Source organism: Stenotrophomonas sp. 78350_Sma (assembly GCF_056482105.1).
This window is the reverse complement of sequence record NZ_CM151182.1, coordinates 1,191,077-1,205,222: the sequence shown is the minus strand read 5'-3', so window position 1 is coordinate 1,205,222 and position 14,146 is coordinate 1,191,077. Positions and strand designations below refer to the sequence as shown.

Sequence of the window (14,146 nt, the reverse complement as noted above, 5' to 3'; positions counted from 1 at the left end):
GCCGGCCAGCGGCCGGCACTACCGCAAGCAGGATCTGAAAGCGATTACATCCCTGCAAACACCATTGAATACGTATGCAGGGTGATTCCCGCGAAGAACGCGCTGCCTACCATAGCGGCGACGACAGCGGCCACCGCGTCGCACGTCCTCGGCCCGGCCGGGACGCTCACGAATCGATCTGCAACATTGCCTGGGAGGGGAAAATGTTGAACCACAAGCGCAGTGCGCTGAGTCTCGCGCTGGCCGTTGTACTGGCGCCGACGCTGGCGTCGGCACAGTCCACGCAGAGCACCACCACGCCGGCCGGCACCGCCGCCACCAACCTGGACACGGTGCAGGTCACCGGCATCCGCCGCGGCATCGAGAGCGCGATCGCGGTCAAGCAGGACGCCACCTCGGTGGTCGAGGCGATCTCCGCCGAAGACATCGGCAAGCTGCCCGACGTCAGCATCGCCGAGTCGATCTCGCGCCTGCCCGGCCTGGCCGCGCAGCGCGTGGCGGGCCGTGCGCAGGTGATCAGCGTGCGCGGCCTGTCGCCGGACTTCGCCACCACCCTGCTCAATGGCCGCGAAGTGGTCAGCACCGGTGACAACCGCGGCGTCGAGTTCGACCAGTATCCGTCCGAGCTGGTCAACGGCGTGACCGTGTACAAGACCCCGGATGCGGCGCTGGTCGGCCAGGGCCTGTCGGGCACCATCGACATGCAGACGGCACGCCCGCTCAGCTTCGGCGAACGCGTGATCGCGGTCAGCGGCCGGTACCAGAAGAGCTCGCTCGGTCGCGCCGCCAACGTCGATCCGTACGGCAACCGCTTCAGCGCCAGCTATATCGACCAGTTCCTGGACAAGACCCTGGGCATCGCCATCGGCTACGCGCACAGCGACATGCCGATCCAGGAGAACCAGGTCGGCCTGTATGAGCCGTGGACCACCGAGCACACCGACAAGGGCAACCGCCCGGGCGTTGCCGCCGGCACCTACTTCTCCGATGGCATCAAGGCGCTGCGCCGCACCGGCAACAACAAGCGCGACGGCGTGATGGCCACGATCCAGTTCCGGCCGAACAACAGCTGGACCAGCACCTTCGATGCGTTCCACACCGAAGCCGAGCAGATCGACACCGCCAACCAGTTCGAGCTCAACCTGAGCAACTACAACGGCAATTACACGCCCGGCCTGCTGGTCAGCAACCCGCAGATCAACGCCAATGGATCGTTCACCGGCGGCACCGCCAGCGGCGTGTACCCGCTGGTACGCGGCATGTACAACAAGCGCAAGGACAAGATCGACGCGTTCGGCTGGAACAACGAATTCAACTTCAGTGGCGTCAAGCTGGTCGCCGACCTGAACTACTCCAAGGCCACCCGCGATGAGCTGAACCTGGAAAACAACCTGCAGCTGACCCCGATGCCGCAGCTGGATACGGTCGGCGTGACGATCCGCCAGGATGGTTTCTCGCAGATCAGCCCGGGGCTGGACTATTCCAACCCCGGCGCGTTGTTCCTGACCAACACCATCTACGGTTCCGGCTACGGCAAGGTGCCGAAGGTGGAAGACCGCCTGAAGGGTGGCAAGCTGGCCGCCACCATCGCCCTGCCCGATGCCATCGCCTCGTGGGCGCCGGACATCGACATCGGCGTGAACTACGCCGACCGCCGCAAGGTGAAGACCCAGTCCGAAGGCAACATCCTGCTCGGCGCGCAGGGCGACGCCAACATCGCCTCGGACCTGCAGTACCGCCCGGTGGACCTGAGCTTCGCCGGCCTCGGCACCATCCCGGCCTGGAACGTGCCGGCCGCGGTGGGGCGCTACATGACCTTCAACCCGGTCGACAACCTGGACTACCTGATTCCCAAGTCGTGGACGGTGCAGGAAAAGATCACCACCGCGTGGGCGCGCCTGAACATCAACACCGACATCGGCGTGGTCGGCGTGCGCGGCAACATCGGCGTGCAGATGCAGCACACCGACCAGAGCTCGGATTCGCGCTACTGGGACAGCTCGCAGCCGGCTGGCAGCAACATCCAGCCCTACTCCGCTGGCCGCACGTACAACGACTGGCTGCCGAGCTTGAACCTGGCCTTCATGTTCCCGCACCAGCAGACGTTGCGCTTCGCCGCCGCCAAGCAGGTCGCGCGCCCGCGCGTGGACCAGATGCGCGCCGGCCTGGAGTTCGGCGTGGACACCGGCACCGGCCGCCCTGGCGGCAGCGGCGGTAATCCGCTGCTGGACCCGTGGCGTGCCACCGCGCTGGACCTCTCCTATGAGAAGTACTTCGGCGAGAAGGCCTATGTGGCCGCCGCAATCTTCTACAAGGACCTGAAGAGCTACGTCTACACCCAGTCGGTGGACAACTACGACTTCACCGCGCTGCTGGGCAGTTACGTGCCGCCGCCGGGCATGACGGCGCCGGTGCTGACCACCGGCACCTTCTCCGCTCCGCAGAACGGCAAAGGCGGCACGCTGAAGGGCCTGGAACTGACCGCGTCGTTCCCGCTGGACATGCTGACCGACAATCTGCGCGGCTTCGGCGTGCAGGCCAGCGCGACCTTCAACAAGAGCGACATCACCATCCTGGATCCGGAGAGCGCCTCCAGCGTGGGCAGTGACCCGATCAGCCTGCCGGGCCTGTCCAAGCGCGTGTACAACTTCACCGCCTATTACGAGCGCAGCGGATTTGAAGCACGCGTCAGCCAGCGCCGGCGTTCGGACTTCATCGGTGAGATCGGCAATTTCAACGGCAACCGCAGCCTGCGCTACGTCGTCGGCGAAAACGTGACCGATGCGCAGGTCAGCTACACCTTCAGCGACAGCAGCGCCCTGCGGGGCCTGACCCTGCTGCTGCAGGGCAGCAACCTGACCAACGAGCCGTACCGCACCTACGCCGGCAGCAAGGACCGCCCGCTGGAGTACATCGAGTGGGGCCGCACCTACATGCTGGGCGTGAACTACAAGTTCTGACCATGACCAGGTAGTGCCGGCCGCTGGCCGGCAACACAAGGGGAGCAGGACCGGAAACCCGCTGCGCAGGCAGCGGGTTTTCTTTTGCGCGAGTGCCGGCCGTTGGTTGGCAAGGCCCATCCACGCATGGCGTGGATCTACCCAGCGACACCCCAACCAGTAGATCCACGCCATGCGTGGATGAGCGCCATCCCCGGTAGATCGACGCCATGCGTGGATGCCTTTCACCAACCGCACCCACAAAAAAGGGACGGGGCGCTTCGGCCCCGTCCCCGCAAGTACCGCCACCGGAGAAAACGGTCAGCTGCGTCGGGCGCAATACACCGCACGCGGCGGCAGCTGGAGTTCATTGCCCTGCACCGTGCCCGCATCCGGGCCCGGCACCGCCACCTGCTGCCAGTTGCCCGGCGGCAGCGGATGGCTCACCACCTCGGCCGACAGGTTGAAGGCCAGCAGGAGGGTTTCATCTGCAAGCATACGCTCGAACAGCAGCACTGGCTCGGCGCTTTCGATGAATCGGATGCTGCCATGCAATAGCGCCGGCTGGCCATGCCGCCAGGCCAGGAATGCCCGGAACGCCGCCAGGACCGAGTGCGGGTCGCGCTCCTGCACGGCCACCGCCGCCGCCCGGTGCTCGGCCGGGATCGGCAGCCAGGGCTTGCCGGAGGTGAAGCCAGCCAGCGGAGCGTCGGTCCACGGCAGCGGGGTACGGCAGCCGTCGCGGCCCTTGAAGTTCGGCCAGAAGGTGATGCCATAGGGGTCCTGCAGGGCCTCGAACGGCACCTCGGCCTCGGCCAGGCCCAGCTCCTCGCCCTGGTACAGGCACACCGAGCCGCGCAGCGAGCACAGCAGCGCCACCAGCATCCGCGCCAGGCGCGGGTCGGCCGGGTGGCCGCCCCAGCGGCTGACCGCCCGCTCCACGTCGTGATTCGAAACCGCCCAGCAGGGCCAGCCTTCGGTCATCACCGCTTCCAGGCGCGAGACCGTATCGCGGATGTAGGCCGCACTGTAGTCGTTGACCAGCAGCTCGAAGCTGTAGCCCATGTGCAGGCGGCCGTCCTGGGTGTACTCGGCGGTGGTGGCCAGCGAGTCCTCCGAGGAAATCTCGCCGAGGCTGACCGCGCCCGGGTACTCGTCCAGCAGCGCGCGCAGCTGCCCCAGGAACGGCAGGTTCTCCGGCTGGGTGTTGTTGTAATAGTGATACTGGTACGCGTACGGGTTGTCTGGACTGAAGCCGCGGCCCACGCGCTTGTCCGCCGGCTTGGGCGGGTTGTCGCGCAGCTGCGCATCGTGGAAGCAGAAGTTGATCGCATCCAGGCGGAAGCCGTCCACGCCGCGGTCCAGCCAGAAGCGCACGTTGTCCAGGGTGGCCTGCTGCACGTCCGGGTGATGGAAGTTCAGGTCCGGCTGGTCGACCAGGAAGTTGTGCAGGTAGTACTGCTCACGGCGAGGCTCCCACTGCCAGGCGCCGCCACCGAACAGCGACAGCCAGTTGTTCGGCGGCGTGCCGTCCTCGCGCGGGTCGGCCCAGACGTACCAGTCCGCCTTCGGGTTGCTGCGGTCCTGGCGGCTCTCGCGGAACCAGGCGTGCTCGATCGAGGTGTGGCTCAGCACCTGGTCGATCATCACCTTCAGGCCCAGACCGTGCGCCTTGGCCAGCAGGCGGTCGAAGTCGTCCAGGCTGCCGAACAACGGGTCGACGTCGCGGTAGTCGGCGATGTCGTAGCCGAAGTCGGCCATCGGCGACTTGAAGAACGGCGAGATCCAGATCGCGTCCACGCCCAGCGCGGCAATGTGGTCCAGCCGCTCGATGATGCCCGGCAGGTCGCCCACGCCATCGCCGTTGGCATCGAGGTAGCTGCGCGGGTAGATCTGGTAGATGACGGCTCCGCGCCACCATGGATAGTGCGACATCGACAGCCCCCCTCCGGGCATGCGGGGCCCGCCGGAAGCGGGCCGAAATCCTGTTCCGGCAAGCTTAGCGGCGGCCTCCCGGGCATGGCGCAACCTGCATACGTATTCACGCAGGCGGCCGCCTTGGCCAGGCCGCGGACGCCGGTCGGCCCGGTTTGCGCCCGAATTCACGGCCAGCGCCTATAATCAGTGGTGAGCCTGAAAGCCTGATCGCATGACCATCACCGAAGACACCCGTCCCGCCCTGGGCCTGCCCCAGATCCAGTCGCTTGCCGCGGCCGACATGGCCGCCGTCGACGCCCTGATCCGGCGCCGGCTGTCCTCGGACGTCGTGCTGATCAACCAGATCGCCGACCACATCATTTCCGCCGGCGGCAAGCGCCTGCGCCCGATGCTGGTGATGCTGGCCGGCCGTGCGGTCGGCAATATCGGCGCGGACCACCACCAGCTGGCCGCGATCATCGAGTTCATCCACACCTCCACCCTGCTGCACGACGACGTGGTGGACGAATCCAGCCTGCGGCGTGGCCGCAGCACCGCCAACGCGCTGTGGGGCAACGCGCCCAGCGTACTGGTCGGCGACTTCCTGTACTCGCGCAGCTTCCAGCTGATGGTCGAGCTGGAGCGCATGTCGGTGATGCAGATCCTGGCCGATGCCACCAACCGCATCGCCGAGGGTGAGGTGCTGCAGCTGCTGCACGTGCACAACCCCGATACCGACGAAGCCGCCTACCTGCGCGTTATCGAGCGCAAGACCGCGGTGCTGTTCGCTGCCGGTACCCGCCTGGGCGCGCTGGCCAGCGGTGTGGACGAAGCCACCCAGCAGGCCCTGTTCGACTACGGCATGCACCTGGGCTACGCGTTCCAGATCGCCGACGACGTGCTGGACTACTCGGCCAACGCCGAGGAGCTGGGCAAGAACCTGGGCGACGACCTTGCAGAGGGCAAGGCGACCCTGCCGCTGATCCACGCGATGGCCCACTCCGACGATGCCACCCGCGAGCGCCTGCGCACCATCGTGCAGGATGGTGATGCCTCGGCGATGCCGGAAGTGCTGGCCGCGATCCGCGCCACCGGCGGCCTTGAGTACAGCCGCGCCCGTGCAGAGGAATATGCCGAAGCCGCCGAGCGCGCGCTCGATGGCCTGGCTGACAACGACGCCGTGGCCGCCCTGCGTGGTCTGGCCCGTTACGCGGTGCAGCGCTCGCATTGATGGCGTCGCCGGGCATGGCCCGGCGCTACCGCACGCGATCGGGTAGCGCCGGGCCATGCCCGGCGAACACCGCGGCTCAACGCTTCTCGAAGCGTTCCTCGAAGAACTCATCCAGCGCCTTCCACGCACGCTTGGCCGCACGCTCGTTGTACTGGCAGCCGGGCGGATTGTTGGCATCGCGCTCGGCGAAGCAATGCACCGCACCGCTGTAGTTGGTGAACTCCCAATCGACCTTGGCCGCGTTCATTTCCTTCTGGAAACCGGCGATGTCCTCGGTGGTCACGCTCTTGTCGTCGGCCCCGTTGAGCACCAACACCGACGGGTGCGTGCCACCGGCCTGCGCCGGCAGCGGCGAACCCAGCCCCCCATGCAGGCTGACCACGCCGGCCAACGGCGCGCCGGCACGGGCCAGCTCCAGCACCGTGGTGCCGCCGAAACAGAAGCCCACCGCACCGATCCGGCCAGCATCCAGCGGCACCTTGCCGGCCTGCGCCTTGAGCACGTTCACCGCTTCCAGCGCACGCGCGCGCAGCAGCGGCCGATCGTTGCGCAGCCTGGTCGCCACCGGGCCGGCCTCGGCATCGGTCTTCGGCCGCACGCCCTTGCCGTACACATCGGCCACCAGCACCACGTAGTCATCGCCGGCCAGCTGCTTGGCTTTCTCGATGGCCGATTCGTTCACGCCTTTCCAGTTGGGCACCATCACCAGGCCGGGGCGCTTGTCGTTGTCGCCGTCGTCATAGACCAGCACGCCACTGAAGGTCGTGCCCTGGTGCTTCCACTCCACCGGCTGCGTCTTCATCGCCGCCCACGCCGGCATCGCCGCCAGCCCCAGCATCACCGCCACACCGCATCGCCAACGATTCATGCGCCTGCTCCGCAAGAAAAAGGGGACGGAGGGGATTAAGCCGTATTCGCCCCTCCCGCGTCGCATTCTGCATTGGCGACGTGACGCAGGTGTGGTTGGATACGACTTAATCCCCTCCGTCCCCTTTTTTCGCATGAACCTGGTTGATCGCTTTCTGTCTGGTCTGATCCCACGCCTGCCTGCCGACGATGCCCCGCAGTGGGCCCATGTGCAGGGCGCCAGCGCCGAAGACCTGCAGCGCCTGCGTGCGCAGTGGCCGCTGGTGCCGGACAGCCTGGCAGAACTGTTGTCCCGCGTGGATGGCACCCACTTCCGCGAGTACCCCAGCGGTGAGGTCTGCGTGCTGATGCTCGGCTCGGACGTGGAAGACGGCGGCTATCCGTACTACCTGCGCTCGGTCGCGCAGATCTTCGAAGACCAGCAGCAATGGGACGACAGCATCCGTTCCATCTACGAGGAATGGCTGGACGACGAGCCGGAGATCCTGGGTGAAGGCATCGACGCCGATCTGCCGATGAACCGCCGCCTGTGCTTCTCGCACTGCATGAACAATGGCGGCACCTCGATGCTGTACCTGGATTTCGATCCGGCGCCGGGTGGCACGGTCGGCCAGGTGGTGCGCTACCTGCACGATCCGGACAGCTACGCGGTGATCGCGCCCAGCTTCGATGCGTATCTGCAGCAATTGATCGACGGCGGCTACGCGTTCATCGACGAGGAACAGTAGATCCACTCCATGCGTGGATGAATTTCTCCGGAGGTTGCCGGCCAGCGGCCGGCACTACCTTCAAGCGATACCCAGCCCGGGAATTGCGCTGATGCTGTCCGGGTCGAACCCGGCCAGTTCGGCAAAATGACGACCACGCGCCACGTAGTCTCGGTAAGCACCAAAACTCGGCGCGCCCGGCGACAGCAGTACCACCCCACCCTGCACACCCAGCGCGGCGCGCGCCAAGGCCATCGCCTCGGGCAGATCACCTGCAGCGTGCAGGCCGAAGCGACCGGCATCGGCCAACGGCTGCAGCTTCGCGTGGATGCGCGGGCCGTTGCTGCCCATCGTCACGATCTCCACCGGCGGCACGTCGTGGGCCATGTGCTGCATGAAATCGGTCCAGTCCAGGCCACGGTCGTGCCCGCCCACCAGCAACGCGATGCGCTGCCCGGCGAAGCACTCCAGCGCGGCCAGGCTGGCATGCGGTGTGGTGCTGATCGAATCGTTGACATAGGTCAGGCCATCGGCCACGCCGATGCGCTGCAGACGGTTCGGCAACGGACGGAAGTCCTGCACCGCCGGCGCCAGCGCCACCGCGTCCAGGCCCAGTGCTTCCAGCGCGGCCAGCACCGCGCACAGGTTGCCGCGGTTGTGGCGGCCCGGCAGCGGCGTGTTGCGGGTATCGAACACCGCCTGTTCGCCGCGATGCACGATGTCGCCACGCATGTGCCAGCCTTGAGGCTGGTTGAACCAGACCACTTCGCTGTCAGGCAGCGACAACGCAGCCAGATGCGGGTCGGCGGCATTGAGCACGGCGATGCGCGGCGCAGCTTCGGTCACCAGCCGCAGCTTGTCCTCGATGTAACGCTGCTCGCTGCCGTGCCAGTCCAGGTGTTCGGGGAACAGGTTCAGCACCACCGCCACCTGCGGGTGGGCGCCACTGCGCGCCACTTCGCCGGTCTGGTAGCTGGACAGTTCCACCGCCCAGTACTCGGGTGCGGGTTGCGGGTCCAGCACTTCCAGCAGCGGCAGGCCGATGTTGCCGACCAGGCCGGTACGGTGGCCGGCCGCGCGCAACAGGTGGGCGACCAGCGCGGTGGTGGTGCTCTTGCCCTTGGTGCCGGTCACGCACACGGTGTCGTGCACGGTGCCATCGGCACCCGCATGCTCGGCAAACCACAGCGCAGTGCCGCCGATAAAGGTGGTGCCCTGCCCCGCCGCCGCCAGCGCGACCGGCTGGTAGGGGCTGATGCCGGGAGACTTGATCACCACGTCAAACGCGGCCAGCGCTTCAGCAGAAGGCTCGCCACGCACGTCCAGCACGCCCTGCGTTTCCGCACGCGCGGCCTCGACTTCGGCCTCCGGGCAGAACAGGCTCAGCGGCAGCGTGGGCAGGCGCTCACGCAGCACCGCGAACGCGGCGCGACCCTCACGGCCCCAGCCCCACAGCGCAACGCGCTTTCCTTCAAGCTTCGAAATCTTCACGCACCCGTTCCCACAGCGCAGCCGGAACGCGGTGCTCGCCCTGCAGCTGCAGCAGCGGTGCCAGTTCCAGTTCGGCGGCATCCAGCTGCGGCTGGATCTCATTGCAGAAGCGCTTCACCAGCACGTCTTCCTTCCACTCCGGGCGCTGCGCCAGGGTCGCCATCGCCGCACGCGATTCGCGGCCTTCGCCGACGCACTCAAACGGCTTGTGGTCCTGGAATTCCAGCAGCGCATCGAAACCACCGGCCTGCTCGGCATCGTCCAGCAGGTTGCGGCCGAAGATGCGCACCAGGCGCGTCTTGGGCATGAACGGGGCCAGCGCCAGGAACACGAAATGGCACTTCGGGCAGACGCCGCACCAGCGGTTCACCGGACGCTCGCCGAGGATGTGGAAGTTGCGGTTGCAGCTGGAGAAGTGCGCGTCGTAGAAGTCGGTCTTGGCGAACTGGCGGGCCACCGCCAGCTCGGACATCGGGCGCAGCAGCGAGTAGTACTGCAGGTCCGCCGCGACGTGCGCCTGCACATGGCTGCCGAAGGCCTGCTCGAACGCCCAGCCCTTGGACCACTGGTGGTTCACTTCGCCGGTGCCCGGAATCTGGCTGCCGTAGCTGGCCGAACGCTCATTGGAGAACACCACCTGGTCCACGCCCTGCAGCAGCGCGGCCAGCACCATGATCGCCGAGTTCACCGCGGTGACCGGGATATGGCCGTTCCAGGCGCCCTGGCGGTTGAGCTCGAACAGTTCCGGCGCCAGCGCGCGGCCCAGGTTCAGCGTCGGCAGGCCGGTACGCTCGGCACAGGCGCGGATCAGCTGCGAACCGCCGATCCAGGTCACCGTTTCGTCCACGCCGGCACGGCGCAGCGCTTCGATGCTGACCAGCGAATCCTTGCCGCCGCCGATCGCCACCAGCGCGTGCGGCTGCAGGCCCAGCACCGGCGCCTGCACCGCTTCGCCCTGCACCGGCAGGCGGAAGCGCCCGCGCAGGTTCAGGCCGTTGCGGTACGCGAATTCACCCAGGCCGTTGAGGTAGACCGTCTCCACCAGCGCAGCGGTATCGGCATCGATGGCATAGCTGTCGATGCTGACCGTCTCCGGTACGCCCGCCTTGTAGTAGCTGACACCGGCGATCAGGTGCAGCAGCTGCAGCGCGCGCTGCACGGCAGCGGTACGCGCCTCGTCCAGCACGAACGGGGCGCCCGGCACGGTGATGGTCTCCACCATCTCCGGGCCGTCATCAAAGGCATAGACCAGCTTGGCCACGCCGGTCTGCGCGGCGAACTCGCAGCGGACGAAGCGGAAGCGGGAAACCTGGTGTTTGTCGAAAGCAGTCATGGTGTATCCGGTCAGGCACGGGCCCGCGCGATGGCGCGAGGCGTGTCGGTGGGCGGGTGCAGGGCGCGCGCGGCGATCATTCGATCACGTCTTCGCGCGGCAGCATCCGCTGGTTGTAGGTGTTGGCCATCGAATAGCCGTAGGCGCCGGCATCGGCGATCAGCATCACGTCGTCCGGCGCGGTCGACACCGGCAGCTTGCGGCGCTTGCCGAACACATCGCTGGATTCGCAGATCGGGCCAACCACATCGAACGCCGCCTCGGCATACCCACCCTGGCGGCTGAGGTTCTCGATGTCGTGCCAGGCGTCGTACAGGGCCGGGCGCATCAGTGCGTTCATGCCAGCATCCAGGCCGACGCGGCGCACGCCGTCCTTCTCCACCACCTGGGTGACATGGGTCAGCAGCACGCCGGACTCGGCCACCAGGTAGCGGCCTGGCTCGATCGCCAGGCGGAAGGCCGGATGCAGCGCCTTGACCTCGGCCAGGCCCTCGGCCCAGGCATCCAGGTCGAACGGCTCGTCCTCGGCGGAATACGGAATCGGCAGGCCGCCACCGATGTCGATGGTCTGCACGCTGCCGATGCGGCGGGCGAAACCGGCCAGTTCATCGCACATCAGGCGCCAGTGCTGCGCGGTCTCCACGCCGCTGCCCAGGTGCGCATGCAGGCCGACCACGCGGCTGCCCAGATCGGTGGCCGCGCGCACGAACTCGTCGACGCGGGCGATCGGCAGGCCGAACTTGGAGTCCTTGCCGCCGGTACGGACCTTGGCATGGTGGCCTTCGCCACGGCCCAGGTCGACACGCAGCCACAGCTCTCGGTTACGGAACAGGTCCGGCCAGCGCTGCAGTGCTTCAACGTTGTCGACGGTGACGGTCACGCCCAGCGCGAATGCGGCTTCGTACTCGCTGCGTGGGCAGAAGCTGGGGGTGAACAGCACGCGCTTGGGCGACAGTTCCGGCAGGTGCTGGAACACGTGCTTCAGCTCGCCGTGCGATACGCACTCGAGGCCGAAACCTTCGGCTTCCAGCAGCTGCAGGATGGCCGGGTGGCTGTTGGCCTTGATCGCGTAGTAGCGCTGGTCGATCGGCTTGATCGCAGCCAGCGCACGGGCGCGGGCGCGCACCGTCGGCAGGTGGTAGACATAGCGCGGCGTGCCGGCATCGGCCAGCTGCAGCAGGTGCGCACGCTGGCCCCGCCACCACGGCGTGCCACGCGGGCGCACGGTGCCGGCGATCTCGCGCCAGCGCGGGCCGAACACTTCGGTCTCTTCCACTGGCATCGCGCCGCTGTCGATCAGCTCGGCGTGCAGCACCGGCAGCAGACCATCGGCATCGGCCTCGTCGATGACGAAGGTCAGGTTCAGGTCGTTGGACGACTGCGAGATCATGTGCACGCGCTCGCGGCCGAAGGTGGCCCACACATCCGACAGCTTGTGCAGCAGCGAACGCATGCCACGACCAACCAGGGTGATCGCCGCGCATGGCACGATCACCTTCACCTTGCAGATCTGCGACAGGTCGGCCGACAGCGCGGCCAGCACATCGGTGTTGACCAGGTTCTCGGACGGGTCCAGCGACACGGTGACGTTGGTTTCGGCCGAACCGATCAGGTCCACCGACAGGCCATGCTTCTTGAACAGGTTGAACACATCGGCCAGGAAGCCGACCTGCTGCCACATGCCGATGCCTTCCATCGACACCAGCACGATGCCGTTGCGGCGGCTGATCGCCTTCACCCCCGGCACCGGTGCGGCACTGCCATCGATGCTGGTACCCGGCAGTTCCGGGCGCTCGGTATCGAGGATGGCCATCGGCACGCCGGCATCGCGGCACGGCTTGATCGAGCGCGGGTGCAGCACCTTGGCGCCGGTCGTGGCGATTTCCTGCGCTTCGTAATAGTCCAGGCGGGTCAGCAGGCGCGCGTCCGGCACGTCCTTCGGGTTGGCGCTGAACATGCCCGGCACATCGGTCCAGATCTCCACACGGCTGGCCCCCAGCAGCGCACCGAAGTACGCCGCCGAGGTGTCCGAGCCGCCGCGGCCGAGGATGGCGGTGCCGCCGTCGGCATGGCGGGAAATGAAGCCCTGGGTGATCAGCAGGCGGGTCGGCTGCGCGCGGAAGCGCTGCATCCACTCCGCGTCGGCGCGCCACTGGCAGTTTACCGAAAGGCGCTGCGACCAGTCGCTCTGGTTCGGCTGCGGCGGCATCGCATCCAGCCACTGGCGGGCATCCATCCAGCCCATGTCCAGGCCCGACGCGTGCAGATAGGCCGCGCCCAGGGTGGAGGACAACAGCTCGCCATGGCCCAGCACCTCCGCCTGCCAGTCCAACGGACGGGTCGCGGCGCGCGCGTCGTCCAACAGGCCCTGCAGCGCCGCCAGACGCTCGGCCAGCACCTCACGGCCCAGGCCCAGTTCAACCAGGAAGCCCTCGTGGCGCTCGACCAGCGCGGCCACGCGATCACGGCTGTCCGGCGCGCCATCGGCGATCGCGGTCAGTTCGTTGGTGACCCCGGACAGCGCCGACACCACCACCAGCACGCGCGAGCCGGTCTCTTCCGCACGTTTTTTCGCCAGCTTCCCGATCGTGTCCCAGCGATGACGACGCGACACCGAGGTGCCGCCGAACTTCAGTACGATCCAACGATCGACAAGGGGGGAAGCTGACATGGATTGGCTATGTAGAATGTGGGGAAGCCGCCCTCGGGGGCGGAACCTTTGATTCTAAGCGCAATATCCCCGTAGATGGCCGTCCTTCGTTACCTGCAGCTCGATGTCTTTGCCCCCCGCCCCGGCACCGGCAATCCCCTGGGCGCCATCCTGGACGCCGACAGGCTCTCCGGCAGCCAGATGCAGGCCCTGTCCGCCTGGCTGAACCTGTCCGAGACGGTGTTCTTCCTGCGCCCCAGCACGCCCGGCGCCGACTACCACATCCGCATCTTCACCCCGACCCGGGAACTGGCGTTCGCCGGGCATCCCAGCGTCGGTGCGGCGTGGGTGGCGGTGACCTGCGGCCTGGCGCAACCGCGCGGCGGCGCCCTGCTGCAGCAATGCGCGGCGGGGTTGCTGCCGGTACAGGTGAGCGGCCCGGCCGAGGCACTGCAGATCCAGCTGGCCAGCCCACCGGCACGACAACTGGACACGACGGCGGACGCCGCACCGGAGCAGCTGCTGACGCTGGCGGCCAGCGGGCACGCACCCGAATTGTGGGACAACGGTGCACGCTGGTGGCTGCTGCCACTGCGCGATGCCGCCGCCGTGCGCAGCCTGGTGCCGGACATGGCCGCGCTGGCCGGCTGGAGTCGGGCGACCGATGCCACGGGCGTGGCGGTATTCGCCGACGAAGCCGGCGCCGACCACACCCGCGTGGTGCGCGCGTTCTGTCCCGCTGATGCGCCCAGCGTGCCCGAGGACCCGGTGACCGGCAGCGCCAATGCGCTGATTGGCGCCTGGCTGCGGCAGCGCGATGCCCTGCCCGGCCACGAGGGCCGCTACGTGGCCAGCCAGGGCCGTGAAGTGGGACGCGATGGCCTCGTGCAGGTACAGGTCGATGCGCAGGGCACGGTGTGGATTGGCGGCCAGGTGCAGCCGGTCATCGACGGACACATTCGCTGGTAGCGCACGGAAAAAGGGGACGGAGGGAATTAAGTCGCTTATGGC

General features: G+C 67.5%; 9 protein-coding genes. 4 read left to right on the top strand and 5 right to left on the bottom strand.

All coding sequences use genetic code 11. From position 1 onward, the window contains the following. The first annotated feature begins 203 nt into the window (after positions 1 to 203). Positions 204 to 2,960 (top strand): TonB-dependent receptor, encoded by a 2,757-nt coding sequence (locus ACZK4H_RS05565; RefSeq protein WP_164145945.1) that lies wholly within the window; start codon positions 204 to 206, stop codon positions 2,958 to 2,960. A 300-nt stretch (positions 2,961 to 3,260) separates the two neighbouring features. Here the strand turns inward: ACZK4H_RS05565 and ACZK4H_RS05560 are convergent, their stop codons facing one another. Next, positions 3,261 to 4,874 (bottom strand): alpha-glucosidase, encoded by a 1,614-nt coding sequence (locus ACZK4H_RS05560; RefSeq protein ID WP_099553056.1) that lies wholly within the window; start codon positions 4,872 to 4,874, stop codon positions 3,261 to 3,263. Positions 4,875 to 5,088: 214 nt separating this feature from the next. Between ACZK4H_RS05560 and ACZK4H_RS05555 the strand changes: the two genes are divergently transcribed. Further along, a complete protein-coding gene (locus ACZK4H_RS05555) occupies positions 5,089 to 6,087 on the top strand; it encodes a polyprenyl synthetase family protein (RefSeq protein WP_099553057.1) in 999 nt (332 codons plus the stop codon). 76 nt (positions 6,088 to 6,163) lie between these two features. On the opposite strand, the gene ACZK4H_RS05550 is transcribed toward ACZK4H_RS05555, so the two are convergent. Further along, positions 6,164 to 6,955: a dienelactone hydrolase family protein gene (locus tag ACZK4H_RS05550; protein WP_099553058.1), complete on the bottom strand. Its 792-nt coding sequence runs from the start codon at positions 6,953 to 6,955 to the stop codon at positions 6,164 to 6,166. Positions 6,956 to 7,088: 133 nt separating this feature from the next. On the opposite strand from ACZK4H_RS05550, the gene ACZK4H_RS05545 reads away from it, so the two are divergent. Next, positions 7,089 to 7,682, top strand: coding sequence for an SMI1/KNR4 family protein (locus ACZK4H_RS05545; protein WP_099553059.1), 594 nt, complete (start codon positions 7,089 to 7,091; stop codon positions 7,680 to 7,682). Between the two features lie 60 nt (positions 7,683 to 7,742). On the opposite strand, the gene murD is transcribed toward ACZK4H_RS05545, so the two are convergent. The 3 genes from murD to ACZK4H_RS05530 form a co-directional block, all read right to left on the bottom strand. After that, positions 7,743 to 9,152, bottom strand: coding sequence for a UDP-N-acetylmuramoyl-L-alanine--D-glutamate ligase (gene murD, locus ACZK4H_RS05540; RefSeq protein WP_099553060.1), 1,410 nt, complete (start codon positions 9,150 to 9,152; stop codon positions 7,743 to 7,745). Then, the gene (gene murL / locus ACZK4H_RS05535; RefSeq protein ID WP_099553061.1) at positions 9,133 to 10,485 is read right to left on the bottom strand and encodes a UDP-N-acetyl-alpha-D-muramoyl-L-alanyl-L-glutamate epimerase; all 1,353 of its coding nucleotides are present in this window, start codon (positions 10,483 to 10,485) and stop codon (positions 9,133 to 9,135) included. The genes murD and murL overlap by 20 nt, the downstream gene beginning before the upstream one ends. A 76-nt stretch (positions 10,486 to 10,561) precedes the next feature. Continuing rightward, positions 10,562 to 13,156 (bottom strand): bifunctional aspartate kinase/diaminopimelate decarboxylase, encoded by a 2,595-nt coding sequence (locus ACZK4H_RS05530; RefSeq protein ID WP_099553062.1) that lies wholly within the window; start codon positions 13,154 to 13,156, stop codon positions 10,562 to 10,564. 75 nt (positions 13,157 to 13,231) lie between these two features. Between ACZK4H_RS05530 and ACZK4H_RS05525 the strand changes: the two genes are divergently transcribed. After that, positions 13,232 to 14,104, top strand: a complete 873-nt coding sequence (locus ACZK4H_RS05525; RefSeq protein ID WP_099553063.1) for a PhzF family phenazine biosynthesis protein — start codon at positions 13,232 to 13,234, stop codon at positions 14,102 to 14,104. The last annotated feature ends 42 nt before the right edge of the window (positions 14,105 to 14,146 follow it).